Below are 26,781 nucleotides of genomic sequence, written 5' to 3' on the forward strand. Positions count from 1 at the left end.
TTCCGGAAATTTCGGAGGCCATGGATGGCCGGAGAGAAGCGCACAGGGATGTGCTTGTAGCGGTTTCCGGAAGGGGAACCCAGTTCCAGGGGCGGGCGAGCCTGCTCCAAAAATCCTGATGGTTCGATAGAGGAGCGCACCATGTGGCGAGTCAGACCAGCCAAACTGGATGACCTGCAACAAATCCTGGACATAGCCGGCGCCCAAACCGCCAGGCTATCGTCCACCCTGCCCAAAACCGAAGAAACCCTGGCCCGGAAAATTCAACACTCCCGGGACTCCCTGGCCGACAACGCCCCCGAAGGCACCCCGCGCCGCTTCCTGTTCGTACTCGAAAACACCGACACCGGCGAAATCGCTGGCACCGCAGGCATCGACAGCCGCGCCGGCAATGGCCAGCCATTTTACAACTACCGGCGCGACTACCTCATCCACGCCTCCCACGAACTCAACGTCTCGCGCCGTGTCGAAGTCCTGTACCCGAGCCACGCCCTGACCGACCTGACCCTGCTGTGCTCCTTCACACTGAAAGAACAACACCGCAACACCCCGGTATTCGAGCTGCTATCCCGGGCCCGAATGATGTTCATTGCCAGCCACCGGGAATGGTTCACCAACCGAACGGTGGTTGAAATCCAGGGCATACAGCACGAAAACGGCAGCGTGCCCTTCTGGGACAGCCTGGGGCGACATTTCTTCAATATGGACTTTGAAACCGCCGATCAATACTCCGGGCAGCTCAGCAAAACCTTTATTGCCGAACTCATGCCGCCGAACCCGGTGTACGTCACCCTGCTCAGTACCGAGGCTCAGGAAGCCCTCGGCCAACCACACCCGCTGACCGAACCCAACTATCAGCTACTCCAGCGCGAAGGTTTTCAGCCCGGATGCTACGTCGATATCTTTGACGGCGGACCGGTGATGGAAGTGCGCACCGACAGCCTGAGAACCCTGGTGACCAGTCAGCCCAAAACACTGCACGGCAGCCACCAGAACGATGGTGAAACCTGCCTGATCAGCGCCGGCGAAGGTGAGTACTTCCGTTGCCTGTTGACCCCGGTGGCAGAAACGTTGGCGGATGATGTGAAAGTGCCGGTGAGCACCTGGCATGGCCTGGAAAGCAGCGCCGGCGACCCGGTAAGGATTTCACCGTTATGAGCATGCAAATACAGGGGAGGGCGTAACATGCTGGTGATCCGCCCGCTTCAGTCTGACGATCTGGAAGACCTCTATGCCATGGCCCAGAAGGCCGGCAAAGGCCTGACCACACTGCCCGCCGACCGGGAACTGCTTCAGCGCAAGATTGATCGCGCCCGTGAATCCTTCAATCAGCGCTGTGCGCCGGAAGCGGCCCTGTACTTGTTTGCGCTGGAAGATATTCAGGCCAGGAAGACCGTTGGCATCAGTGGTATCGAGGCCCGGGTTGGCCTCGAAGAAGTGTTCTACAATTACCGGCTGAGTGTCACGGTCAATGCATCGAAAGAGCTGGGTGTGCATGTGCGCACGCCCACGCTGAACCTGTCCAACGACATGACCGACACCACCGAAATCTGCTCACTGCTGCTTTCCGACGAGTATCAGGGGGGTGGCAACGGCCTGTTGTTATCCCGCTGTCGTTTTATGTTCCTGGACGATTTTCGCAAACGTTTTTCCGACAAGGTTTTCGCGGAAATGCGTGGGGTCTCGGACAAAGATGGCAAAAGCCCCCTGTGGGACGCCCTGGGCAGCAAGTTCTTTGACATGGAGTTCAGCCAGGCCGACATGCTCTCCGGGCTCGGCAATAAATCGTTCATTGCTGAACTGATGCCGAAATACCCCATCTACCTGCCGATGTTGCCAGACGCTGCGCGGGCGGTCGTTGGCATGGTGCACGACAATACCCGGCCGGCGCTGAAGATGCTGCAGGCCGAAGGTTTCAACTTCAACGGCATGGTGGATATTTTCGATGGCGGGCCTGTGGTTGAAGCCTTTGTCCATAACATTCGTACGGTGCGGGAAGCGGTCAACCGGCATGCCATGGTGGTCAATCACAGCATGGATCTGGATGTGCCGGCAGAGCAACGGGTGATGATCTCGAACCGGTCGTTCCGGGACTTTCGGGTAACCACCATACCCATGAACTGCATCGGGCCCGACACTGTCAAAATTCCTAGAGTGCTGGCGGAGGCTCTTTTAGTGGAGTCGGGTGATCCGGTGCGTATTGCCCCCTTGAAGGAGGGTGCTTTGTCGCCCATCCGTCCAAACAATTCCGAACCGGGAGGTGGTAAACAATGGCAAACCTGACAGGCAATGTGTACATCGACGGGCTCTGGCTGCAAGGCCACGGAGTGCCCTTTGAATCGGTGCAGCCGGTAACAGGTGAAACGGTCTGGGATGGCAATGCCGCCAGTCTCGAAGATGTTGACGCAGCGGTTCGGGAAGCTCGAAAGGCGTTTCTGGCCTGGCGCCGGAAAAGTCTCGCAGAACGCCAGGCGGTGATTGAGGCCTTCGGCGAACTGCTTGAGGCCAACAAGGAAGAAATGGCCCATCAGATCGGCCTGGAAACAGGAAAGCCTCTCTGGGAGTCCCGCACCGAAGTGGCGGCCATGATGGGTAAAATTCCGATCTCCGTGAAAGCCTACAACGAGCGTACGGGGCACACTGAATCTGACGTGGCCGGCGGACATGCGGTGTTGCGCCACCGCCCCCATGGCGTGGTCGCCGTGTTTGGCCCCTATAACTTCCCGGGCCATCTGCCCAACGGGCACATTGTGCCGGCCTTGCTGGCCGGCAATACCGTGGTGTTCAAACCCAGCGAACTGACCCCGGGGGTGGCGGAACTCACTGTCAGGCTCTGGGAAAAAGCCGGTCTGCCGGATGGGGTGATCAATCTGGTTCAGGGCGGTTCCGATACCGGCAAGTGCCTGGCCCGCCACCCGCTGATTGACGGTTTGTTCTTTACCGGCAGTTCCACCGTCGGGCACCTGCTGCACGAACAGTTCGGCGGCCAGCCGGAAAAAATCCTGGCGCTGGAGATGGGCGGTAATAACCCTCTGATCGTTCAAAATGTGTCAGATCTGGATGGCGCCGTGCACCACGCACTGCAGTCCGCGTTCCTGTCGGCCGGCCAGCGCTGTACCTGTGCTCGCCGGTTACTGGTGCCCAAAGGCAAGAAAGGCGATGAATTTCTGGCACGGCTGGTAGAGGTGGCGGCCCGCATCACCGTGGCGGAATTCGATGCTGACCCGCAGCCGTTTATGGGCTCGGTGATTTCTGCCGATGCGGCAGACCAGCTACTCAAAGCTCAGGCTGGCATGCTGGAAAAGGGTGCGAGCTCGCTGCTGGAAATGAAACAGCTCAAGCCCGATACAGGTCTGTTGTCGCCGGGGATTGTGGATGCGACCGGGATAGAGCTGGAAGACCAGGAGTTTTTCGGTCCGCTGCTGACGGTGTACCGCTACAAAGGCTTTGATGAGGCCCTGGAGCTTGCCAACAACACTCGCTACGGCCTGTCTGCCGGCATCCTGAGCGATGACCGCAAACTCTATAACCGCCTGGTGGAGGAAGTGCGCGCCGGTATTGTGAACTGGAATCGGCCACTTACCGGGGCCAGCAGTGCCGCACCGTTCGGTGGTGTCGGTGCCAGCGGTAACCATCGTGCCAGTGCCTATTACGCGGCCGATTACTGCGCCTGGCCGATGGCCTCTCTGGAAGCCGGCAAGAGTGAGCTGCCGGATAGCCTGGCCCCGGGCCTGAACTTTGACTGACAGGAACAGCTGCCATGGTTAAACATGCGGTAGAAGCAAACTTCGATGGCCTGGTGGGACCGACCCATAACTACGCCGGGCTGTCCTGGGGCAATGTGGCCTCAAAATCCAACGTCAATGCGGTGGCCAACCCCAGGGAGGCGGCACTCCAGGGATTGGCGAAGATGAAGCGGCTGGCGGACCGGGGCTATGTGCAGGGTATTCTGCCACCACACGAGCGCCCGCACATTCCCACCCTCCGTGCGCTGGGCTTTGAAGGCAACGAGCGCCAGATTCTGGAAGCCGTAGCCAAGGCAGATCCCTCCATTCTGGCGGCGGTGTCGTCGGCGTCCTGCATGTGGACCGCGAACGCGGCTACCGTCTCTCCCAGTGCCGACACAGCCGATCACCGGGTGCACTTCACCCCGGCCAATCTCAGTGCCAAGTTCCACCGCTCCATTGAACACCAGGTCACGGGTCGTTCGCTGAAAGCGATTTTTGGTGACGAAAGTTACTTTGCCCATCATCCGGCGCTGCCGTCAGTCAGTCATTTTGGCGATGAGGGGGCGGCCAACCACACCCGCCTGTGCAGTCGCTACGGGGAGCCGGGCGTTGAGCTGTTTGTGTATGGTCAGGTCGCGTTCAATGAATCCGCTCCGGCGCCAAGCAAGTACCCGGCGCGCCAGACCCTAGAAGCGTCACGCGCCATTGCCCGCCTGCATGGCCTGACCGATCGCCATGCCGTGTTTGCCCAGCAGAATCCGGCGGCTATCGATGCCGGCGTGTTCCACAACGATGTGATTGCGGTCGGTAATGGCAATTGCCTGTTCTATCACGAGCAGGCTTTTCTTGATGAGGCCCGGGTACTGGCAGACATCCAGGAACGCCTGACCGGTGCCGAGCTGGAAGCCGTGCGTGTTTCATCAGCGCAGGTGCCCATCGAAGATGCGGTGGCCTCCTATCTGTTCAACAGCCAGTTGTTGAACACTGCCGATGGTATGCTGCTGGCTGTACCGGGTGAGTGCCGCGAAGTGGCCTCGGTCAGCCGGTATCTGGATGAACTGGTGAAAGCCGACACGCCGATCACCGCGGTGGAAGTGTTTGATGTCAAACAGTCCATGCGCAATGGTGGCGGGCCTGCGTGTCTGCGCTTGCGGGTGGTGCTCAACGACGACGAGCTGCACGCTATCAACCGGGGTGTGATCCTGACCGATGCGCTCTATGAGCGACTGACCTCCTGGGTTGAAGCCCACTACCGCGACCAGCTCAGCCAGCAGGACCTAGCCGACCCGATGTTACTGGAGGAAGTGCGCAAGGCGCTGGATGAACTGACCGGTATTCTTGGCCTCGGCAGCATCTACGATTTTCAGTTGTAAGGCTGGTCAGCTCAGCGTACCGGCTCGCTGGAGATAGACCGGGTGAGCATATCCATGGTGTGACGAATGAGTGCTTCGGAAGGAAACTCCCCGGCCTCGGTGGATTCCGCCTGGCACAGCATGATCACGCCATGCAGGGCGCCGCGCAGGTAAAGCGCGGTTTGCGCTGGCGACTGGATACGGTCGCGGCTGATGGTGCCGTCTTTCAGGCCAAGATGAATCGCCGCTTCCATCAGCACCATCAGTTCGTTCTTTGAACACAGCATCTCCCTGGCCTGGTCTTCTTCCGCATCGGCGATGGCGGTGGAAGCCTTGGTCAGAGCGGTGAAGTAGTCCGGAGCTTCCACAAAGAAACGGTAATAAGCCTCTCCCATGGCCCGGATCTTCCCGAGCCCGGTATCGGTTGCCTGCATCGCCCGCTCAAACCGGGTCACCAGATCCTGCCCGGCCCGCAGCATGATGCCTCGCTGGATGGCGGCCTTATCCTTGAAGTAGACATACAGCAGGGCGCGGCTCAGACTGGCTGTGCGCGCAATGTCGTCCATGGAGGTGCGGTCGTAGCCCTTTTCTGAGAATACCAGTTCGGCGGCGTCCAGAATGGCGTCGTACCTGGCCTGTTTTTCCCGTTCCCGTCGTGACTTCAGCGGTTCATTCATTGTGATCCCGAGCTTTCCGGCTTTGGCTGCATGATAACTGAAAACCGATGAAAGCCGATTATTGACAATTTGTCAAAGAGTGACATGATGTCGGAAACAATGGGCAACCTCCGATGGACCGGAGGTCACAATCAACCTGTTCAGGGAAAGGGGCTGGAACACTATGTCTCTCACACTACGTCACTCTCCGTTTGTTCTGGCCAGTGCGCTGCTGGCCGTGCTGTCTGTCTCCGGCTGCCGCGGTGGCGGCGCCGAATCCGGCGAAAACGCTGAAAATACGCCGGTCGCCGTGCGGGTATCCGCTGTCACCGGTGGCCAGATGGAAGAAATCCCTCTGCGGTTTTCTGGCATTGTCCGTGCGGCCCAGCGGGCAACCCTGACATTTCAGGTCAGCGGGACGCTGAAGAAACGCCCGGTTGAGCTGGGGCAGACGGTAAAGCCCGGTGATGTGCTGGCGCGTCTCTACAATCCGGCGCTGGAACCGGCGCGGGATTCTGCGGCTGCCCGCCTGGAGGAACTGAGAACCCAGTTTGAACAGGCTCAGCGGGAGTGGGAACGCTCCAGCCGGTTGCATCAGCGAGGCGTGGTCTCGGAGCAGACACTGGAACAGATTGCCGCCCGCCGGGATTCCCTCAGGGCAAGCATGGCGACCGCCGAAGCCTCACTGGCCGAAGCCACAAGGCTGCTTGAGGAAAGCGTTCTGAAGGCGCCCTTTGCCGGGCAGGTGGAAGCATTGCTGGTGGAGCGGGATGAGTTCGTGGGAGCCGGGCAGCCGGTCATGCGGTTGTCCTCGCCGCTGGGGCGGGAAGTGGAGGTGCGGGTGCCCGCGCACTTGCTCGGTCATGTCCGGATTGGTCAGGAGCTACCGGTTTGGCTGGTGCAGGACCGCAACCGTGAACCTGCCACCGGCACTGTGGTGGAGATTGCCCAGGGCAGTTCCATCCGCGGGGAACTGCATCCGGTACTGGTCAGCCTGCCACCAAATTCCCTGTCCTCCGGTGAGCCGGTGGAAGTGGGCATTGCCCCGGTGCGGGAATCTGCCATTACCGTGCCCCTGCTGGCGGTCGTTCGCGACAGTACCGGCACCAGTGTGTTCCGGGTGCAAGACCAGGTAGCTCAGCGGGTTCCGGTACAGGTCGACCGGGTCATCGGTGAGCGCGTCATGGTGCACCCGGGTGCATTGAGCCCGGGAGATCAGGTGGTGTATGCCGGTATGACCCGGCTGGTGGATGGTGACACCGTGGAGGTGCGCTGATGACCCGCCGACTGCTTAACTGTCAACGCTTGCTGGGCATGGTGGTGACCATGCTCTGCCTGCTCGGTATTGCCGCCTACAGCACCATGCCCCGTCAGGAAGATCCGAGTTTCCCATACCGGGCCGGTATGATCACGGTGAGTTATCCCGGTGCCAGTGCCGAGGCGGTTGAGCGCCTGGTGCTTCAGCCGCTGACCGATGAGTTGCGTCAGGTCGAAGAGCTGGACTGGAGCCAGGGCACCGCCAGAACCGGCGTGGCACTGGCCCGGCTGAAACTCCGGGACCGCATCTACGACACCGATTCGGCGTGGGATCGGGTTCGTCAGGCCATGGAGCGGGCGCGCCAGGATTTCCCCGATGATGTGGGCCTGATGGAGCTGGATGACCGTCTGATCGACATCCCGGCCGTGGTGCTGGCCGTGGGCGGTTCACCCTCAGTGACTGAGCTTTCGGAGGTGGCCGAACGCCTGAAACAGAACCTTCTGGATATCCCTGGCATCTCCCGCATTGAACTTGAAGGGGATGCCGACGAACAGATTACCCTGGCACTTGACGACGCCGCGCTGTATCGGCTGGGAGTTCCGCCCAAGCGGATACTCGACACCCTGGCCCGGCGCAACCAGACCATCCCCGGTGGCTTCGTGGTGGTGGAAGGCAAGCGCCTATCAGTATTGCCGAACACTGAGTTCACGGACATAGACGCGATTCGCGCGACGCCCATTGAGCTGCCAGATGGCTCCCAGGTGCCCCTGGCAGCGGCCGCAGAAGTCTGGCGTGGGCCGGCCGAGCCCCGGCAGCCAGAGACCTGGTTCGACGGCGAGCGGGTGGTGTTGCTGTCAATTATCATGGAAGAAGGTTCCACCGACGCCATCCGCTTTGGCGAGCGGATCCGGGAACGGCTGGACCAGGTGCGTCCAGACTTCGAGCCGTACCAGCTCCGCGAGATGTTTTTTCAGCCCGACAAGGTGTCTGACCGGCTGGATGATCTGGCCTGGAGCCTGGTGCTGTCGGTACTGATCATTGTGGCGGTGGTATTTACCGGCATGGGTATCCGCATGGGCCTGCTGGTGGCGTCCATCCTGCCCATGGTGGCCCTGATCAGCGTGGGGCTCTATGACCTCGGGGGTGGGGTGTTGCATCAGATTGCCGTTATCGGGATGGTTATTTCCCTGGGTATCCTGATCGACAACGCCATTGTGATTGTGGAAAACATACAGGGCCATCTGGATGAGGGCATGCGCCGGCTGGATGCCCTGCGCAAGGCGGTCGGTGAGCTGGCCGGGCCGTTGGGTGCGTCTACCGGCACCACACTTGCCGCGTTTGCGCCGTTGTTGATGGCCAAGGGCGGTGCCGCGGATTTCACCCGAGGCGTGCCGGTGATGATCATGCTCACCCTTTCTGTGAGCTATCTGCTGGCAATTTCTGCCGTGCCCCTGCTGGCGGCGCGTTTTCTGAAGCCCCGGAAAAATATTCACAAAGACCGGCTTATCGGCCTGGCCAGCTACCTCGGTGGCCTGGTGTATCGGCACCCGGGCCGGTTGATTACCGCCGGCGCCCTGCTGGTGGTGATCAGCCTTGGCATGACCCCGTTCATGGCCCAGCAATTTTTTCCCAACGCCGACCGCCCTCGTGTCATCGTCGAGATGTACATGCCCGAAGGCACCGATCAGGCCCGAACCGCTGAAGTGGCCGCCGTTCTTGAACAGGCCATTCGGACCCGGCCCGAGGCACTGGAAGTGCACCGCTTTGTCGGCTTTACCGGGCCGTCGTTCTATTACAATCTGCAGCGCTCGCCACAGGCGCCTAACCGGGCAAGGCTGGTGGTTCGCACGCCGACGCTGGCCGATACCACCGACCTGGTGAAATGGATCCGCCACGAGGCCGCCCGGTCGCTACCGGAGCTGGATATCACCGCCGGGATTCTGGGGCAGGGACCACCGCGGCCTGCGCCGGTAGAAGTCCGTATCTTCCATCCGGACGACAACGCCCGCGCCCGAGCCACCGAGCAGGTCTATTCCATTCTCAGGGGTGTTGAGGGCACGGTGGATGTTCGCCATGATCTCGACATTGGTGTGCCCAGCATCGCCATCAATGTGGACGACGCCACCGCCGCTCGCTATGGCCTCACCCGAGCCGATGTTGCCCAGAGCCTGTATGGCCAGAGCTATGGCGCCGTGGCTGAGCGTTATCGACAGGAGGACGACCCGATACCCATCGTGTTGCGCTCCCGCGAAGGCACGTCGCTGTCACTGTCGCGCCTGCTGTCTGTGAATACCTACAACGACCAGGGCGATGCCATTCCGCTATCGGCCGTGGCCACGGTGGAAACCACTTGGGAACCGGCGGCGGTTTACCTGCGCAACGGGGTACGGGTGAATACGGTCAGTGCCAATCTGGAGGAAGACTACAGCTTCAGCCAGGCGCTGGACGGCCTGTATGCGGGCCTGGAACAGAACCCGTTGCCGGCGGGCACGCGACTGGACATGGGAGGAGATGCCGAAGGTTCTGACCGTGCCAACTCCGCACTGCTGACCGCGGCACCGATCGGCATGCTGCTGTTGCTGTTCTTCCTGCTGTTGCAGTTCAACTCCTTCCGGCGGGTGGGCATTATCCTGCTGACCGTACCGCTGGCAACTGTTGGCATTTTCCCGGGGCTGGTTCTGTCCGGTTCGCCCTTCGGTTTTCAGTCGCTGCTGGGGGTGATTGCTCTGGTTGGTATCGTGGTGAACAACGCCATCGTCCTGCTGGACGTAATGGATCGGGAGCTGGAACGGGGCCGAGCCATTGCCGATGCGGTGCGCACCGCTGTGGAACGCCGTACCCGGCCCATCCTGCTGACCACCGCAACCACCGTGGCCGGCCTGCTGCCGCTGGCGTTCTCAAGTTCCACCCTGTGGCCACCCATGGCCTGGGCCATCATCAGTGGTCTGCTGGCTTCGACGGTCCTGACCCTGCTGGTGATACCGTCAGTCTGCACCAAACTGATCAAACTGCCGGTGGGCGAACCCGAAAACGCGCCGGCCTGACCCTGGTGTCATGTACAGGGCGGCTCAGACAGAGCCGGCCCTGTACACCTGGCTCGGATCATCAAACCCACCCGCTGGCCCACAGGCACCGCCCGGTTTGGAAACACCACCGCCTCCGGCGCGGTTCCGACCCGGTAGTCATCCTGATCATCCTCCCAGATCACCGTGCCAGGCTGATACTCCGTGAAGTTCGCCACATCGTCCGGAACATGAAACCGGAAAGACGGCCCGGTATTGAGCACCTCATGCACCACCTCAAACACCGTCAGATGATCAAATGGTGGCCGCACTGCCGGTGCTGCCTCGCCCCGGAAACGACGGCGCAAGGCTCGCTCAATGCCTTGGAACCGTCGCAGATCATTCCGGCCAAACGGCTCCACCTTGCCCAGTTCAATGGTAAAACTCTCCGCCTTCAGCGTGCTGGCAGTGAACGATGAAAACACTGTCGATTCCTTATGCTGGAGCAACAGGGTCTCCACCTCGGCCTCCAGCAGGAACGCACACTGGCCGGCCGGAACCGACCGCCCGTCCACGAACGGGTACAGCGCAAAGCGCTCCCGTTTCGACGGGCGAATAGCGGTATGCAGATCATAATGGCTTAACGCCAGGCCCTGATGCGCCATCGCAAACTGCCGACACATCTCCTCCAGAAACCGAGCCCGCCGGCCCTCCGCAAGCCCGGAATATTCCGGTTTGCCATGGGCGCCATTGAACAACCGGTTCATGTTCACTTCCAGAAACCGCTCACCCGCTACCATGGCAGGAGGGTTGCCCAGGATCAGCAGCAGCGGGCACGCCAGCGACCACTCCCCGGAAAACAACTCCGACACCAGCGTGTTGAGCACTTCAATTGGCGCCGTTTCATTGCCATGCACACCGGCAGAAATGATCAGGGCTTCTTGGTTCGGGTTAGCCCTGTCAGCCGGTGGCGTCAGCCACAGAACCCCGTTGGCCTTGCGGGAGACCTGAGCGCCATCGGGCAGGGCGGTTTTGGTTTCGGGCAGATCAGTGGAAGTGTTGGCGAGGGTATGGCTAAGCCAGTCCGGGTGAAAGTCAAAGAGTTGATTCGTAGCCTTCATAGACTCCCCTGCAGCGTTTGGGGGCATCTGGCTGGATAGGCTTTCCGGGAATTTCGGAGGCCATGGATGGCCGGAGAGAAGCGCACAGGGATGTGCTTGTAGCGGTTCCCGGAAAGCCTATCCAGCCAGATGGCCATGCTCCCGGCGATGGGAGCAAAAGTTAGCCATTCACCGGCCGCTGATGCCGCAAAAGATGGTTTTCCAGCTTGCGGAAAGCAAACACCAGAATAAACGTCAGCGCCATATAACAAAGCGCCACGAAAATAAACGCATCGAACGGCGCATAAAAACGCGAATAAATATTTCGTGCCGCCCCTGTCAGATCAACAATGGTGACCACACTGGCAATCGCACTGGCGTGCAGCATGAAAATCACCTCATTGGAATAAGCCTGAACCGCGCGCCGCGCCGCGCTTGGCAGAATGATCCGGCGCATCCGCAGAAACCAGTTCATGCCATAGGCTTTCGCCGCCTCGATTTCACCATGGGGCGTAGACATAATCGCCCCCCGGATAATCTCCGTGGTGTAGGCTGCCGTATTCAGCGTGAAGGCCAACAGGGCAGGATACAGAGGTTCCCGGAAGATCTCCCACCAGAAAGTCTCCTGAATCCCCGGAATCTGCGCTACTCCATAATAGATAATGTACAGCTGGATCAGCAGCGGCGTGCCCCGGAACAGATAGGTGTAGATCCAGATTGGCCCGGACACCAGCGGATTCCGGACCGTACGCAGAATCGCCAGCGGCACCGCCACCACCAGGCCGATGACCAGCGACAGAAACACCAGGTGTACGGTCGTCACCAGACCGTCCCAGTACTCCATCAGCGTCATGGCCGTGAAAATTTCGTTCTTGTTCAACCACTCGGCAATGAAATCAGGCATCGTTTAATTCCCCTGAACCACGCCGACATTGGCTCGACGATCAAGCCACTTGATAAACAGCTCCGACCCCGCTGTCAGTGCCAGATACACGGCAGCCACCGGTACGAAGAAGTGGAAAGGCATGCGCTCCGCCTTGGCGGCTTCCTCCGCCACCCGCACCATATCGGTCAGGCCAATGATGGACACCAGTGCCGTGGTCTTGAGCAACACCTGCCAGTTATTGCCGATGCCCGGCAGGGCATGGCGTAACATCTGCGGGATCATCACCCGCCGGAAGGTATGCCAGCGGGAAAAACCATAGGCCTTGGCCGCCTCAATCTGACCGACATCCACGGCCAGAAAGGCGCCGCGAAAGGTTTCGGTCATATAGGCACCGAAAATCAGGCCGATGGTCACCACGCCGGAAATGAAAGGATCAAACTGGAAGAAAAAGTCGATACCGCGGGTTTCCCACAGATAATCCGAAAGCATGTTCACCGCTACCTGGCCGCCGTAATAGAACAGCAGCATCATCACCAGATCCGGAACCCCGCGAATCAGTGTGGTATAGGCGGTTGCGATGCCGGCGGCAACACGACTGCCGGAGAGTTTTGCACTGGCACCAACCAGGCCAAGCGCCAGGGCCAGGGCCAGAGACAGGAAGGCCAACTCAATGGTGATGACCGCTCCTTCTGCGAGGGCCGGGCCATAGCCTTTCAGATCAAACATGGGAGTATCCGGTCAGCGGGGGCGACGTGGCGCCGCCCCCGTGGTCATTACATCTTGATATCGTAGTTGAAGTACTTCTTCATGATGGTGTCGTAGGTGCCATCTTCCTTCAACGTGCGCAGGGCGGCGTTTACTTCGTCGGCCAGGTCGGCATCACGCTTGCGCATGGCAACGCCTACACCTTCACCCAGTTTCACGGGCTCGCCCACTTCCTTGAAGCCGTCTTTGGTCAGAACGGTCTGCTCACCGACCGGATAGTCAACAAAGACCACATCCAGACGCTGGCCTTCGAGGTCCAGTACCATGTCGTCAGCGGTGGTGTAGCGCTTGATTTCAACAATGCCACCCATGTTCTCTGTCACGTAGGTGTCCATGGTCGTACCGCGCTGCACGCCGACAGTCTTGCCTTTCATGGCATCCATATCGGTGACGTCGGTGCTGAAATCGTTGGGGCCGAACCAGCCGCCCGGGGTGTTGTAGTACGGTTCGGAGAAGAGCACGCGCTCGGCACGCTCCGGTGTGATCGACATGGACGACATGATCAGATCAAATTTACGAGCCAGCAGGCCCGGAATCATACCGTCCCATGCCTGAATGACGAATTCGCAGTTGGCGTTCATCTCTTCACACATGGCGTCCGCCAGCTCTACTTCAAAACCGGTCAGCTCACCGTTTTCGTCTTTGTACTCGAATGGCTCGTAGGGCACATCAAAAGCAATGCGCAGGTTTCTTTCCTGAGCCTGGGCCGTACCGGCAACCAGGGCCAGGGCGCAACTTGCTGCAACAATCAGTTTTTTCATGTGTCACTTCTCCAGTAATTCGCCACAAAGGCTTTATTTTTTATGGAAGTTTCGGGAGCTTCTCTTTAACTCCAGGTCCAACACCGATTCAAGATAGCACTGGTGTTCAGAACTTGGGAGCAAGAAATTGCTTCATGCGCTCGGAATCCGGGTTATCGAAAACCTTGTCCGGGGTTCCCTGCTCCTCAATCACGCCCTGATGCAAAAACAGGACTTGGCTCGACACATCCCTTGCGAATGCCATCTCGTGGGTGACCACGATCATGGTTCGGCCTTCCTCGGCCAGACTCTGCATAACTTTCAGGACCTCGCCCACCAGCTCCGGGTCCAGGGCCGAGGTTGGCTCATCAAACAGCATCACTTCGGGTTCCATGGCCAGCGCCCGAGCAATGGCCGCCCGCTGCTGCTGTCCGCCGGACATCTGTGCCGGGTAGTAGTCCTTGCGTTCGTAGATGCCGACCTTGTTCAGGTAGGCCTCTGCGCGCTCAATCGCTTCTTTTTTCGGAATCTTCAGAACGTGAACCGGCGCTTCGATAATGTTCTCCAGCACCGTCATATGGGACCAGAGATTGAAGCCCTGGAACACCATGGAGAGGCGAGCCCGGATCAGTTCCACCTGGCGGTTATCGGCGGGTACCCGTTCACCTTTTCGGTTTTCGGTGAACCGGATTGGGTCGCCGTGCACAATAATGTCGCCGGAGGTGGGGGTTTCCAGCAGATTGATGCAGCGCAGAAAGGTACTCTTGCCGGAACCGGAACTGCCAATCAGGGAAACCACATCACCCTTACGGGTTTCCAGAGAGATGCCCTTGAGAACTTCCAGCTTGTCAAAGGTCTTGTGGATGTCCCTGCAAATAAGAGGCGCTGGTTCCGCCATGGCTGGCTCCTGAGACTGTCATACAAAGGCGCATGTTTTACGGACTGTTGCCGTGGAAATCAATACCGCTTTGTTGGGTTTTCGTGAAAGTTGTTGGACTCAAGTGAGACCCGGATGACCTCTGCCCCCTGGTTTTCCAGGCTTCTCAATGAATCCTGAACAAAACGCACGTGGGCCATGGCCACCTTGCGGGCGGTTCTGGCCTTGCCCGCCATAATGGCCTGATAGATCTGCTTGTGCTGCTTCATGATTAACTGGCGCATTTCCGCCCTTGGATTCAGGTTGGCAACGGAGGCATGCACGGTCAGCAGCATCATGTTTTTCAGACCATTGAGCACATGTACCAGTACCGGGTTATGAGATGCTTCAATTATAGCCTGGTGAAAACCGTGGTCGGGTTTGGCGTTGCTGAGCGGGTCGGTGTCTTCCAGGGCCCGGTAGGCTTTGGTAATCCGGTGTAGATCACCTCGGGTGGCGCGCTGGGCTGCAAGTTCGGCCGCCTGGCCTTCCAGTTGTTCGCGCACTTCCAGCAGGTCATAAAGGGTGCGCGGGTGGCCAGCAAACAGGTGCATCAACGGGCTGTTGTCTTCCAGATCGTCTGTGTTCGGGACAATGCTGGCAACAAAAGATCCCCGGCCATGCTGGGTTTCGATGACGCCCCGCCCCTGGAGTTCATGCAATGCTTCACGAATGATGGCCCGGGAAACCCCCAGTCTGGTCGAAAGCTGGCGCTCCGAGGGTATCTTCTGCCCCGGTGCCAGGCCGCCGTCGAGAATCAGCCGCTCTAGCCTGAAGGAAATTTCCTGCGATATCCCCATGTGTTCTACCTGACGGGTCTTGCTGGTCAGACCAGTTGCTGTTGTTCAAGTGATCAGGAAGTCCTTCTCGAGTGTTGTCCTCCAGACCGCTAACTATGGCCTATAGCACCGAATTCGTCCATTTTGCCGCAACTAAAAACTGGTCTGACCAGTTGGCAATTCTCTGGACTAAACCGCACCTGCCTACGAATATCTTTTTAATGCTGGCATTTGCTGGTGTTGAATAGCTCTGCATAACAACAAAGTGAACGGAGATGTTTCGATGAACATCAATGATAACAACGACAAGCATTGTGATTCAGACGCAAACCCACCACGCCGGAGTTTTCTCAGAAAAATGGCGGTTGGTGCAGCCCTGGCAGGCGCGCTGACACTGGGCGCCGGTCAGGCCCAGGCCGCGACTACCTGGAAAATTCAGTCGGTGTGGGATGCGGGCACGGTTGGCTATGACCTGTTCGAGGAATGGTGCAACAGCATCGAGGAAAAATCCGGCGGAGAACTGATTTTCAGGCCGTATCCGGCGAAGGCGGTGGCGGCCGACAACAACGCGCTGTTTGATGCGGTACGCAACGGCGTACTGCAGGGGATGAACCCGTTTACCCTGTACTGGTCAGGCAAGATACCGGCCTCGGTGTTCCTGTCCTCTTACCCGGCCGGTCCGGATCAGCCACACCAGTGGGACACCATGTTCTATTCCCTGGGCATGCTGGAGAAAACCCGGGAGATCTACAAAAAATACGGGCTGTTCTACGTGGGCCCGATTCAGCACGACGCCAACATCATTCATTCCAAGAAGCCGGTGAACAGCCTGGCGGATCTCAAGGGTATGAAGATCCGGGTGCCAGGCGGCATGGTGGCTGAAGTATTCCAGCAGTTCGGGGTATCCACTGTCAGCCTGCCGGGTTCCGACATCTTCCCGGCTCTGGAAAAGGGCACCATCGATGCGGCGGACTACGTGGGCCCGGCGGTGAACTATGAGCTGGGCTTCTCGCAGGTGACCGATTACATCCTGTTCGGGCCTCCAGGGGTGATGTCTATTTACCAGCCGGTGGATCTGATGGACCTGACGGTGAACCTGCGTGCCTGGAACGCCCTGGATCCCAAGCTGCAGCAGCTGGTTGAGGAAGAGGTGCGCAATTACTCCCAGAAGCACTACCTGACCATCCAGAAGCGCAACATCGAAGCCATGGAGAAGTTCAAGGCGGATGGAGACACCGTCACGCGTCTGAGCCAGCAGGATCTGCAGGAGTTCCGTCGCGCGGCAATTCCCATCTGGTACAACTGGGCGAACAAGAACGAGGATGCCAAGGCCATCTTCGATATGCAGCTCGAGTACATGATGAACGACACCGTGGGCTACGTCACCGAGGAAGACCTCAAGGCGGCTGGCAAGTAAACCGGCACTACCAACAACAATCAAAAAAGCGGGGAAGGGCAGGGAAGCCTTGGTTCAGGGCGCTCTCTCCCTTCCCCGCGTTGTCACTGACGTGAGGACAGTATGTCTGATCTGAGCAACTTTGGCTTTGTGCTGCCGCACTGGTTCTACTGGGGTTGGCTGGCGGTAATGCCGCTGCTGATGATGGCGTGGGACCGTTGGTCCAGTAGCCGTGGCGTGCAGGCGATTGACAAGAATGCCCTGGCAAACGAGAAGCTTCAGCAGATCGAAGCCGAAATGTCGAAAACCATCGAGTCGGATTACGCGAACTGGTTTACCCGGATTATCGACTGGATCAGCGAAAAATCTGGCGTGTTTATTTCCTTCTGGACCGTAAACGCCGTTGTTTTCTACTTTTTTGAAGTGGTTATGCGCTACATCTTCAATATGCCGACCATCTGGGTGCATGAGGCCAGCTTTCTGCTGTTCGGTATGCAGTACCTGCTGGCGGGCGCGTTTGCCCTGCTGCATGGCGCCCACGTGAGGGTCGATGTGATCTATAACCTGTTGCCTGTGCGGGGCCGGATTGGCATGGATATCTTCACCTCCATGTTCTTCTTCATGTTTGCGTTGGCGCTGGTGATTACCTCCTGGACCTTTTTCCAGAACTCCTACTCGATGGATGAACGTACCGTCGAGACCTGGGGCATCCAGTACTGGCCGGTCAAGGCCATGATGCTGCTGGGGGCTGTTCTACTTACCTTGGCGGGCCTGTCCAAACTGATCAAGGACATTGCCCTGTTCGTCAAGCTTGGCCGGGAGCAACACGCATGACTACCACTACAGTGAACAATCCGGGCCAGGGCAACCTCAAAGGCAAGCTTGGCACCTGGCTGATGATTCTGGCCACCGCTGCGCTGGCCTTTGTGATGTTTGTCGAGTTCGTCAACATTCTGTTCTACGACCCGTTCAGCGATGAGAAATTCCTGTTCAAGCTGGCCGGAAGCCTGGCCGATGTGAACATCGGACCGCTCACCTACCTGATGTTCGGCTCCCTGTTGGTGGCTTTGATGATGGGTCTGCCACTGGCGTTTGTTACCGGTGGTCTTGGGGTTGCCTTCATTTATCTGGTGGGCGACTCGCTGATGCTGAACATCATCCCCAGCCGCATCTTCCCGATGATGACCAACTCCGATCTGGCCGCTATTCCGCTGTTCATCTTCATGGCGGCGATGCTGGAACGGGCCGGCCTCATCGAAGAAATGTTCAATGTCGTCTACAAGTGGATGGGTGGTGTTGGCGGCGGCCTGGCCATTGCCACCATTGTGGCCTCGACCATTCTTGCAGCGATGGTCGGGGTTATCGGTGCGGCGGTCGTGACCATGGGGATCATTGCCCTGCCGGCCATGCTCAAACGGGGTTACGACCACAAGATCGCCCTCGGCTCCATCATGGCGGGCGGTACCCTGGGTATTCTCATTCCGCCCTCGATTCTGGCGATCCTCTATGCCGTGGTTGCCCAGCAATCGGTGGGTGAACTGTATCTGGGGTCGGTGATTCCTGGCGTTCTGCTATCCAGCCTGTATGTGTTCTATGTCTGGATCCGGGCGAAGCTGAACCCCGAACTCGGGCCTCCGATTCCCAAGGAGGAACGCATCGGCCTGAAAGACAAGCTGCTGCTTCTGAAAGACCTGATTGCGCCTCTCATTCTGGTGTTCCTGGTGCTTGGCCTGCTCTTTGGCGGCATTGCCACACCAGTTGAGGCGGCCGGCATCGGCTCCTTTGGCGCCATTCTTGTGGCGATGAAACACAAGGTGTTCTCCATCGCGACTCTGCGGGATGCTTCGGTCACTACCGCCAAGGCTTCCGCCATGGTGCTATGGATCATGTTTGGTGCCTCGGTGTTTGTAGGTTTCTACATTCTCCAGGGTGGTCAGGACTTTATTACCGAATCCATTCTGGGCACCGGCCTGCCGGCCTACGGCATCCTGTTCCTGCTGATGGTCTTGCTGGTGGTACTGGGCATGTTCCTGGACTGGGTCGGCATCCTGCTGCTGGCGGTGCCTATCTTTATCCCCATTGTGGAAGCCCTGGAGTTCCCGGGTCTGTTCGGCCTGCCGGGCGTGTCTGGTGACGACGTGGTGCTGTGGTTCGGGGTGTTGTATCTGGTGAATATGCAGATGTCGTTCCTGAGCCCGCCCTTCGGCTATGCGCTGTTCTATATCCGCGGCGTGTGCCCGCCGGAAATTTCCATGGGCACCATCTTCAAGTCATCCCTGGTGTTCCTGGCCATCCAGGCCCTGGGCGTATTCCTGTGCATTGTGTTCCCGGCCATTACCACCTGGCTGCCCAATCTCGCTTATGGCTAACCAAGAGGAGTAAATCGTTATGTTGACCATTCATCGTCTCGACCTGTCTGATGCACGCATCCTGATTGAGGGTGCGGCGGCCAAGGCCAGTGAAATCGGAGTGCCTATGTGCATCGCGGTGGTGGACGAGTCCGGCACGCTGATCGCCTTTGAGCGTATGGACGGGGGCAAAGTGACCAGTGTTACCATCGCACAGGACAAGGCATTTACCGCTGCGGCCGCGCGCAAAGCGACCCACGACTACAATGCCGCCAACGTGCCGGGCAACCTCGCCTTCGGTATACATACTGAAGTGGGCGGTCGCCTGAGCACGGTAGGCGGTGGCCTGCCGGTGATGGTGAACGGTGAAGTGGTCGGCGGTATCGGTCTCAGCTCGGGCACGCCACAACAGGACATGGACTGTGCCCAGGCTGGCATCGACCATTTTGAAAGCAAACGCCAGTAACCGGTGTCTCTTATGAATACTCAATCCCGTATCAGCAAATCCCGGCTGGCGGAGCAGTTCCGGGCCTTTATTGACCCGGACTTCGTCATCACCGATGACGAAACCCTGAAACCCTATGAGTGCGATGGCCTGGCCATGTACCGGGAAATGCCCATGCTGGTGGTGCTCCCGGAAACCGTGGAACAGGTGCAGCGGGTCATGCGCATTTGCCACGAAAACGGTGTGCCGGTGGTGGCCCGTGGTGCCGGTACCGGTTTGTGTGCCGGTGCCATGCCGCATAAGGAAGGGGTAGTGCTCTCGCTGGCCAAGTTTAACCAAATTCTGAACATTGATCCGATTGGTCGCACCGCACGCCTGCAGCCGGGTGTCCGTAACCTGGCGATCAGCGAAGAGGCTGCACAGTACGGCCTTTATTACGGTCCGGATCCTTCCTCTCAGATCGCCTGCACCATTGGCGGCAACGTGGCCGAAAACTCCGGTGGCGTGCACTGCCTGAAGTACGGCCTGACCGTGCACAACATCCTCAGTGTGGAAATGATCACCGCCGAGGGTGACCGGGTAACGGTCGGCAGTGATGGTCTGGACAGCTGCGGTATGGATCTGCTGGCGCTGCTCACCGGCTCTGAAGGACTGCTGGGCGTGGTCACCGAGGTGAAGGTGAAACTGCTGCCCAAGCCGGAAGTGGCACAGGTGATCATGGCGGGCTTCGACAGCATCGAGAAAGCGGGCGACGCGGTGGGTGGCGTGATTTCCCACGGCATCATCCCCGGTGGCCTGGAAATGATGGATGGTCATGCCATTGTCGCGGCCGATGACTTCTGCGGTGCCGGGTATCCCCGGGATGCCAAGGCCCTGCTGCTGTGTGAAGTGGACGGCACCGAAGAGGAAGTGCACGAACACATCGCAGAGGCCGAAGCGCTGTTCCGTAAGCTGGGCGCGACCTCCATTCGCACCTCACAGAGCGAGGAAGAGCGGGCTCTGCTGTGGAAAGGGCGCAAGTCGGCCTTCCCGGCGGTGGGGCGGATCTCGCCGGATTATTACTGCATGGATGGCACCATTCCGCGTCGCTATCTGGCCAAGGTATTGCTGGAAATGGAAAAGATGTCAGAAGAGTTCGGCCTGCGGGTGGCGAACGTGTTTCATGCGGGCGATGGCAACCTGCACCCGCTGATCCTGTTTGATGCCAACGTGCCAGGCGAGTTTGAGCGCACCGAGGCGTTCGGCAGCAAGATCCTGGAACTCTGTGTTGAGGTGGGTGGCTGCATCACCGGTGAGCATGGCGTGGGCGTGGAGAAAATTCGCCAGATGGCGGTGCAGTTCAATGATGACGAGCTGCAGCAGTTCCACGATGTGAAAGCGGCCTTCGACCCCACCGGAATTCTGAACCCGGGCAAAGGGGTGCCCACCCTGAAATTCTGTCAGGAATACCGCTCCATCGAGCACAAGCAACACAAGCACGAAGAGGCGGACACTGCCCATGGCTGATCAGATCCAACCGATACAGGAGCAGGTGCTCCAGGCCCGCAATAACGGGCAGAAACTCAACATTGTCGGCGGCGGCAGCAAGTCCTTTATGGGGCGCCAGAGCGATGCTGATGCCAGCACTCTGAGCCTGGCCGAGCACACTGGTGTGGTGGAATACCATCCGGTAGAGCTGGTGCTGACGGTACGTGCCGGTACCACTCTGAAAGAAATTGAAGCGGTGCTGGCGGAGCAGGGCCAGTGTCTGCACTTTGAGCCGCCGCATTTTGGCGACGCATCCACCATCGGTGGCACCCTGGCCTGTAACCTGTCCGGCCCCGCCAGGCCCTGGACGGGCTCGGTGAGGGATCAGGTGCTGGGTATTCGCCTGCTGAACGGCAAGGGCGAACACCTGCGTTTTGGTGGCCAGGTGATGAAAAACGTGGCGGGATATGACGTTTCCCGTTTGCAGGCCGGCGCCATGGGAACGCTCGGGGTGATCACCGAAATCAGTCTGAAAGTCATGCCTAAGCCGGCGGCCACCGTTACCCTGGTGCGGGAGATGGCCATGGACGAGGTGGTGGAGTACATGAACCGCCGTGCCGGTGAGCCCAAACCCATCACCGGTGCCTGCTGGGTCGATGGCAAGGTGTACCTGCGCCTGGCCGGTGCAAAATCAGCGGTTGAGGCGACCGCCGAGAAGTGGGGTGGCGAGGTTATGGCTGAGGGTGACCAGTTCTGGCGAGAGGTTCAGGACATGCAGCATGGCTTCTTTGACGATCCGGAAACTCCTCTCTGGCGGTTCTCCCTGGATTCCACCGCCAGAACGCCGAAGCTGGACGGCCCCTGGATGATCGACTGGGTTGGCTCCCAGCGATGGTATCGCGGCCAGGCCTCACTCAGCGATCTGGAGCCACTGGCTCGTGCTGTCGGTGGTCAGGTCAGCCTGTTCCGGGGTGGTGATCGCACTGCCGAAGTGATGCAAAGTCAACCCGAGGCGTTGAAAACCATCCAGCGCCGCGTGAAACACTCGTTCGATCCCGACGGCATTTTCAATCCCGGCCGTCTCTATAGCTGGTTGTAATTATGCAAACGAATCTGGTTCAACAATTTGCCAATGATCCCGAAGGTCAGGAAGCGGAGGAGATACTCAGGGCCTGTGTGCATTGCGGTTTCTGCACCGCAACCTGCCCAACCTACCAGGAACTGAACGACGAGCGGGATGGCCCCCGTGGCCGCATCTATCTGATGAAGATGTTCCTGGAAGGCGGCGAAGTCACCGAGAAGACCCGTGAACATCTCGACCGCTGCCTGACGTGTCGAAGCTGTGAAACCACCTGTCCCTCCGGCGTGAAATATGGCCGCCTGGTGGATATCAGCCGTGGTTTGATGGAAAAAGAGCTGTCGCGCAAGCCGCAGGAAAAATGGTTGCGCTGGGCGCTGACCCGTTTCCTGCCGGACCGCCGGCTGTTCGGGTTGATGCTTCGACTGGGTCAGGCCTTCCGTCCGGTACTGCCGGAGCGGCTGCGCACCAAGGTGCCTCCTCGCCGACACGCAAGCCCCTGGCCCTCGTCGAGCCACAGCCGCGTGGTTCTGGCTCTGGCCGGCTGTGTTCAGCCGTCAGCTGCGCCGAATACCAACGCGGCTGCGGCCCGGGTGCTGGACAAGCTCGGTGTGACCATGGTGGAAGCCCCCGAGGCCGGATGTTGTGGCGCGGTGAACTACCATCTTTCCGAACATGAGCGCGGTCTGGAACAGATGCGCCGCAACATCGATGCCTGGTGGCCCGCCATTGAAGCCGGAGCCGAGGCCATCATCATGACCGCGTCAGGTTGTGGTGCCATGGTCCAGGATTACGGCCATCTGCTGAAAGATGACCCGGTGTACGCCAATAAGGCAAGGAAGGTCAGCGAGCTGTGCACTGATCTTGGGGCGTTCCTGCTGAAGGAAGACCTGGAGCCCCTGAAGGCCAGTGCCCAGGCTGGCAAGGTGGCGTTCCACTGTCCGTGTACCCTGCAGCATGCCATGAAACAGAATGGGGTGGTGGAGCAGGTGCTCACCAAGGCGGGTATCGACCTGGCGGCCACCAAAGACAAGCACCTGTGCTGTGGCTCGGCGGGTACCTATTCCATTACCCAGCCGGAGATGAGCCAGAAGCTGCTGGATAACAAGCTCAAGGCGCTGACGGTGGATAACCCGGTACGGATTGTCACGGCCAACATTGGCTGCCAGTTGCACCTGGAGAGCAAAGCAGACGTACCGGTGAACCACTGGATCGAATTGCTGGACCGCTGATCCGTTCCTGAAAGTGGCGCTGGCTTTCGGTATAGTTACCAGCGCCTGTCCCGCTGCTGTGATGGTGGCGGGGCTCTCCCTCAGACTATTCACAGGATGTGAACCCATGCCAAGGAAACTGGCCCTGAGCCTGCTTTTCGTTACCGCTGCAGCGCCCGCCACTGCTGAAATCTACCGCTGGACCGATGCCAACGGGTCCATACACTTTTCCGATACGCCACCCAGGCAGGTGCGACATTCCAGTGTTTCGGTGAAACCACCGGTGACCGTCCCCATGGGCGAAAATATCCGCCAGGCCGACCGGGTGCGGCAAAGCCGGGCTGAAGTGGAGCGCTTGCTGGCTCCCGGCAGCAAGGATCGCTATGCCCAGGCCAGAGAGGCAAAAAAGCAGGCGCAACAGTGCGAGAAATATCGGAAGCAGTTGGACCGGATTCAGGGCCAGTTGCGAGCCGGTTACAGCAATGATCGAGGCAATGGCCTGCGCCAGAAACGACGCAAACTCAGTCAACTCTATAGCCGGGAGTGCATGCTCGACCAGAACTGATTTCCGCGCTGGCTTCGGAAACCGCGCATTGCGGTCCTTTCCTGAATATTATTAGCTATCTATCTAGTCAGCGGAGGTAGCACTTGTCTCATTTTCAGCTCGCGTTATTACTTGGTATGACCGTCGCCCTGGGGCCTCTGGCTCTGGATGCGTATTTGCCCGCGTTCCCCGATATTGCTGAGGGTTTTGGTATTCCCCATGCGGATGTGGGCCTGACTCTGAGTGCCTATGTCGCCACCCTTGGTCTCGCACAACTGGTGGGCGGGCCTTTGTCGGATCGCTATGGCCGCAAGCTGATACTGTTTGTCGGGCTGACCATTTTCGCCATTGCCGCGATGATGATTGCCGGAGCCGATACCCTGGCGGAGTTGGTGGGCTGGCGAATTGTACAGGGCATCGGCGGTGCCTTCTGTGCGGTCTCGGTGCCTGCGATTGTCCGCGACCAGGTGGGTGGGCAGGAAGCGGCGCGCCTGTTCGGCCTGATTGGCCTGATCATGTTTATTGCCCCGGCCGCGGCACCTTCACTGGGTGCGTTGATGCTTGCGCTCGGCGATTGGCACTGGATTTTCGTATTTCTGGCCGGCTACGCGCTCTTGCTGGCGGTCGTGCTGCAAATCGCCCTGTTTCCCAGGTTGAAACCCAGGCCCCAGGCCTCGACGCCGGTGAAAACTCTGGTAACCAACTACATGCTGGTGCTTCGCCACGGCACAACCATGCGCTTTATCGGGATTCAGGTGATGTGCTTCAGCACCATGCTGCTGTTCATTACCCATTCGTCGTTTATCTACCAGGAGTGGTTCGGCCTGTCCAACGCCAGTTTCTCCATGCTGTTCGCGGCCAATATCGGATTGATGGCGGTGCTGAATCTGGTCAACCGGCCGCTGTTGCGGCGCGTCCCATCAGTCACCCTGTTGCGGGTACAGGTTATGCTGCAGTTCCTGATGCTGGTCGGGTTGGTTACCGTGGTCATTCTGGACGGGCCGTTCTGGGCGGTGGCGTTGTTCATCATTGGCGCCATTGGCTGTCAGGGCGGGATCGTGCCTAACAACATGGCCAATGCGCTGGAGTTCTTTCCGCATCTGGGCGGAACCGCCGCCGCTATGCTGGGCGCCTCTCAATTCACCCTGGCTGGAGGGATCAGTGCGCTGTCATCGGCTTTAGGAGGTGATGCGCTTCTGCCTATTGTGCTGAGCATGCTGGCCTGCTCGGCTGGCGCGGTGGTGTTGGCGGCCGGAGCTCCAGCCGCGATTGCCCGGGAAAAGGCCAGGGCCGAAACCCTGGCCTGAGACCGCTCAGGGATTGCGGCGCACATTGACCAGTAACGGACTACCGGTGGCCGGGTCGTGAATCAGATCGCAGCTGACGCCGTAGAGTTCTTGCACCAGCTCCGGTGAGACAATCTCCGCCGGAGTGCCCTCCTCAATAATGGTTCCGTTTTTCATGGCCACCATATGGTCCGCATAGCGACAGGCACTGGCCAGGTCGTGCACCACCATGGCGATGGTCTTGCCTTGTCCGCTCAGTGCCCGGATTAACTCAAACACTTCAATCTGGTGGCCCAGATCGAGGGCCGATGTAGGTTCGTCCAGCAGTAACAGCGGCGTTTGCTGGGCCACCGCCATGGCAATCCAGGCCCGCTGTCGTTGCCCGCCAGAGAGGGTGTCCAGTGCACGGTCAGCCAGTCCGGCAACATCGGCGGCCTGTATCGCCTGATCGAAGGCCCGTTGGTCTTCTTTCGACCACTGTGCCATCCAGCCCTGATGAGGCTGGCGGCCAAAGCGCACCAGGTCGGCAACGGTGAGACCTTCCGGGGCGGTGTTGTCCTGGGGTAGCAGGGCCAGTTTCCGGGCGACTTCTTTGGACGGCAGGCGATGGATATCCTTGCCGTCCAGAAGCACGGAGCCGCCCTTGGGCGTATGAATCCGGGCCAGGCCATTCAGCAAGGTGGATTTTCCGCAGCCGTTGGGGCCCACGATGGCGGTGACCTGGGCCGTTGGCAGATGAAGGCTCAGATTCTCCGCTACCACAAACTGACGGTGCGCCAGAGTGATGTCGTCGGCGGCAAGGGTCGCGGTTTGGGGGTGGCTCATGTCAGGCTCCGTGGCGAAGGTCTCAGCAGTATCCAGAGCAGGTAAGGGCTGCCGACGATGGCGGTAATGATGCCTACCGGAATTTCCAGCGGCGCAAACAGCGTGCGGCCTAACAGGTCGGCAATCAGCATGAAGCTGGCGCCCGCCAGGGCCGCAGCCGTGAGCGGAACCTTGCCCGGGCGGCACAGGGCCCGGGCAAGCTCCGGCGCCAGCAGGGCAATCAGGCCAACCGGCCCGCAGACCGATACTGCCAGGCCCGTGAGCATCACCGACAAACCCAGGCCGATTATGCGGGTGGCTTTCAGTCGTGTGCCCAGGGCAATGGCCACCGCATCCGTGAACTGCAAGGTATTGAGGGCTCGGCTGAGGCTCATCAGAATCAGGTAGCCGGCCGCAAGGCCCATTCCGAGCACCAGCACACTCTGGCCGGAACGGGCATTCAGGCTGCCCACCGTCCAGGGATAGGCCGCATTGGCGGCATCAATCGCCACCCGACTGAGCATTACCTGGGTGACTGCGCCCGCGATGGCGCCAATACCGATGCCGGCGACGATAAAGCGATAGCCCCGGGTGCCATTGGCGCCCGCCAGACCAAAGGCAATCGCCGTGGCGGCTGCCGCTCCAGCCAATGCCATGGCTGATGGTGCCAGCGATAAACCCACGCCCACCACCGACGCGACCGCAAAGGCGGTAGCCGCGTTATCGATGCCGATAATGCCCGGTGTCGCCAGACGGTTACGGGCCAGGGTCTGCATCAGGCACCCGGCCATGGCCAGCGCTGCCCCACTCAGTAGTCCCGCGATTACCCTGCTCAGACGAAGCTCGTTGATCACGAAATCGGTCATCGGGTCTGCGTGGCCGGCTAATGCCCTGAGGGTATCGAACAGGGAAACCTGCACGGTACCGGTGGCCAGCGAGATGATGGTTGCCAGGACTAACAGCCCGAGCAGGGCGGTATTAACCAGCGTGTTGCGTTTATCCGGCATGGCGAATCCTGCG

At 59.5% G+C, this 26,781-nt stretch carries 24 protein-coding genes; 15 read left to right on the forward strand and 9 right to left on the reverse strand.

Annotated features, from left to right (window positions below):
* The first annotated feature begins 141 nt into the window (after positions 1 to 141).
* Genes Q669_RS00005 through astB form a run of 4 tightly spaced genes read left to right on the forward strand, consistent with a single transcriptional unit; the run spans position 142 to position 5,101 of the window.
* Positions 142 to 1,158 carry an arginine N-succinyltransferase gene (locus Q669_RS00005; RefSeq protein WP_022990747.1) on the forward strand — a complete coding sequence of 339 codons (1,017 nt, stop codon included), beginning with the start codon at positions 142 to 144 and terminating at the stop codon, positions 1,156 to 1,158.
* A gap of 27 nt (positions 1,159 to 1,185) precedes the next feature.
* Positions 1,186 to 2,283, forward strand: coding sequence for an arginine N-succinyltransferase (gene astA, locus Q669_RS00010; protein WP_014422568.1), 1,098 nt, complete (start codon positions 1,186 to 1,188; stop codon positions 2,281 to 2,283).
* Positions 2,271 to 3,746, forward strand: a complete 1,476-nt coding sequence (astD, locus tag Q669_RS00015; RefSeq protein ID WP_014422567.1) for a succinylglutamate-semialdehyde dehydrogenase — start codon at positions 2,271 to 2,273, stop codon at positions 3,744 to 3,746. The genes astA and astD overlap by 13 nt, the downstream gene beginning before the upstream one ends.
* Before the next feature lie 14 nt (positions 3,747 to 3,760).
* On the forward strand, positions 3,761 to 5,101 hold the full coding sequence (gene astB / locus Q669_RS00020) for an N-succinylarginine dihydrolase (protein ID WP_022990748.1): 1,341 nt from the start codon (positions 3,761 to 3,763) through the stop codon (positions 5,099 to 5,101).
* Between the two features lie 11 nt (positions 5,102 to 5,112).
* Here the strand turns inward: astB and Q669_RS00025 are convergent, their stop codons facing one another.
* On the reverse strand, positions 5,113 to 5,757 hold the full coding sequence (locus Q669_RS00025) for a TetR/AcrR family transcriptional regulator (RefSeq protein WP_022990749.1): 645 nt from the start codon (positions 5,755 to 5,757) through the stop codon (positions 5,113 to 5,115).
* A 163-nt stretch (positions 5,758 to 5,920) separates the two neighbouring features.
* Here Q669_RS00025 and Q669_RS00030 point away from each other — a divergent pair, with 163 nt between their 5' ends.
* Both Q669_RS00030 and Q669_RS00035 read left to right on the forward strand, forming a co-directional pair.
* Positions 5,921 to 7,012 (forward strand): efflux RND transporter periplasmic adaptor subunit, encoded by a 1,092-nt coding sequence (locus Q669_RS00030; protein WP_022990750.1) that lies wholly within the window; start codon positions 5,921 to 5,923, stop codon positions 7,010 to 7,012.
* Positions 7,012 to 10,038, forward strand: a complete 3,027-nt coding sequence (locus tag Q669_RS00035) for an efflux RND transporter permease subunit (RefSeq protein ID WP_022990751.1) — start codon at positions 7,012 to 7,014, stop codon at positions 10,036 to 10,038. The genes Q669_RS00030 and Q669_RS00035 overlap by 1 nt, the downstream gene beginning before the upstream one ends.
* 8 nt (positions 10,039 to 10,046) lie before the next feature.
* Here Q669_RS00035 and astE read toward each other — a convergent pair whose 3' ends face one another.
* From astE to Q669_RS00065, 6 genes are all read right to left on the reverse strand, one after another.
* Positions 10,047 to 11,117 carry a succinylglutamate desuccinylase gene (astE, locus tag Q669_RS00040; RefSeq protein ID WP_022990752.1) on the reverse strand — a complete coding sequence of 357 codons (1,071 nt, stop codon included), beginning with the start codon at positions 11,115 to 11,117 and terminating at the stop codon, positions 10,047 to 10,049.
* A gap of 160 nt (positions 11,118 to 11,277) precedes the next feature.
* Positions 11,278 to 12,000 carry an ABC transporter permease gene (locus Q669_RS00045; RefSeq protein WP_022990753.1) on the reverse strand — a complete coding sequence of 241 codons (723 nt, stop codon included), beginning with the start codon at positions 11,998 to 12,000 and terminating at the stop codon, positions 11,278 to 11,280.
* Positions 12,001 to 12,003: 3 nt separating this feature from the next.
* Positions 12,004 to 12,708 (reverse strand): ABC transporter permease, encoded by a 705-nt coding sequence (locus Q669_RS00050; RefSeq protein ID WP_014422560.1) that lies wholly within the window; start codon positions 12,706 to 12,708, stop codon positions 12,004 to 12,006.
* 47 nt (positions 12,709 to 12,755) lie between these two features.
* Complete coding sequence (locus tag Q669_RS00055) at positions 12,756 to 13,508, reverse strand: transporter substrate-binding domain-containing protein (RefSeq protein WP_014422559.1); 753 nt, start codon at positions 13,506 to 13,508, stop codon at positions 12,756 to 12,758.
* 106 nt (positions 13,509 to 13,614) lie between these two features.
* Entirely contained in the window at positions 13,615 to 14,385 is a 771-nt protein-coding gene (locus Q669_RS00060) for an ABC transporter ATP-binding protein (protein ID WP_022990754.1), read from the reverse strand.
* 59 nt (positions 14,386 to 14,444) lie between these two features.
* Positions 14,445 to 15,203, reverse strand: a complete 759-nt coding sequence (locus Q669_RS00065) for an FCD domain-containing protein (protein ID WP_014422557.1) — start codon at positions 15,201 to 15,203, stop codon at positions 14,445 to 14,447.
* A gap of 337 nt (positions 15,204 to 15,540) precedes the next feature.
* Between Q669_RS00065 and dctP the strand changes: the two genes are divergently transcribed.
* The 9 genes from dctP (at position 15,541) to Q669_RS00110 (ending at position 24,978) form a co-directional block, all read left to right on the forward strand.
* Positions 15,541 to 16,599 carry a TRAP transporter substrate-binding protein DctP gene (gene dctP, locus Q669_RS00070; RefSeq protein ID WP_200861779.1) on the forward strand — a complete coding sequence of 353 codons (1,059 nt, stop codon included), beginning with the start codon at positions 15,541 to 15,543 and terminating at the stop codon, positions 16,597 to 16,599.
* Between the two features lie 102 nt (positions 16,600 to 16,701).
* A complete protein-coding gene (locus Q669_RS00075; protein ID WP_014422555.1) occupies positions 16,702 to 17,412 on the forward strand; it encodes a TRAP transporter small permease subunit in 711 nt (236 codons plus the stop codon).
* Positions 17,409 to 18,947 (forward strand): TRAP transporter large permease, encoded by a 1,539-nt coding sequence (locus Q669_RS00080; RefSeq protein WP_022990756.1) that lies wholly within the window; start codon positions 17,409 to 17,411, stop codon positions 18,945 to 18,947. The genes Q669_RS00075 and Q669_RS00080 overlap by 4 nt, the downstream gene beginning before the upstream one ends.
* Before the next feature lie 19 nt (positions 18,948 to 18,966).
* Positions 18,967 to 19,392 carry a GlcG/HbpS family heme-binding protein gene (locus Q669_RS00085; protein ID WP_022990757.1) on the forward strand — a complete coding sequence of 142 codons (426 nt, stop codon included), beginning with the start codon at positions 18,967 to 18,969 and terminating at the stop codon, positions 19,390 to 19,392.
* Between the two features lie 12 nt (positions 19,393 to 19,404).
* Positions 19,405 to 20,877: an FAD-linked oxidase C-terminal domain-containing protein gene (locus Q669_RS00090; protein ID WP_022990758.1), complete on the forward strand. Its 1,473-nt coding sequence runs from the start codon at positions 19,405 to 19,407 to the stop codon at positions 20,875 to 20,877.
* Positions 20,870 to 21,937, forward strand: coding sequence for a glycolate oxidase subunit GlcE (gene glcE, locus Q669_RS00095; protein ID WP_022990759.1), 1,068 nt, complete (start codon positions 20,870 to 20,872; stop codon positions 21,935 to 21,937). The genes Q669_RS00090 and glcE overlap by 8 nt, the downstream gene beginning before the upstream one ends.
* Before the next feature lie 2 nt (positions 21,938 to 21,939).
* Positions 21,940 to 23,148, forward strand: a complete 1,209-nt coding sequence (glcF, locus tag Q669_RS00100; RefSeq protein WP_022990760.1) for a glycolate oxidase subunit GlcF — start codon at positions 21,940 to 21,942, stop codon at positions 23,146 to 23,148.
* Between the two features lie 106 nt (positions 23,149 to 23,254).
* Complete coding sequence (locus Q669_RS00105; RefSeq protein WP_022990761.1) at positions 23,255 to 23,692, forward strand: DUF4124 domain-containing protein; 438 nt, start codon at positions 23,255 to 23,257, stop codon at positions 23,690 to 23,692.
* A gap of 83 nt (positions 23,693 to 23,775) precedes the next feature.
* Positions 23,776 to 24,978 (forward strand): multidrug effflux MFS transporter, encoded by a 1,203-nt coding sequence (locus Q669_RS00110; RefSeq protein ID WP_022990762.1) that lies wholly within the window; start codon positions 23,776 to 23,778, stop codon positions 24,976 to 24,978.
* A gap of 6 nt (positions 24,979 to 24,984) precedes the next feature.
* Here the strand turns inward: Q669_RS00110 and Q669_RS00115 are convergent, their stop codons facing one another.
* Complete coding sequence (locus Q669_RS00115; RefSeq protein WP_022990763.1) at positions 24,985 to 25,782, reverse strand: ABC transporter ATP-binding protein; 798 nt, start codon at positions 25,780 to 25,782, stop codon at positions 24,985 to 24,987.
* Positions 25,779 to 26,768, reverse strand: a complete 990-nt coding sequence (locus Q669_RS00120) for a FecCD family ABC transporter permease (RefSeq protein ID WP_031211051.1) — start codon at positions 26,766 to 26,768, stop codon at positions 25,779 to 25,781. Before Q669_RS00120 ends, Q669_RS00115 begins: the two co-directional genes overlap by 4 nt.
* Between the last annotated feature and the right edge of the window lie 13 nt (positions 26,769 to 26,781).

This window comes from Marinobacter sp. C1S70 (genome assembly GCF_000475355.1).
In the GTDB taxonomy this organism is placed as follows: Bacteria; Pseudomonadota; Gammaproteobacteria; order Pseudomonadales; family Oleiphilaceae; genus Marinobacter; species Marinobacter nauticus.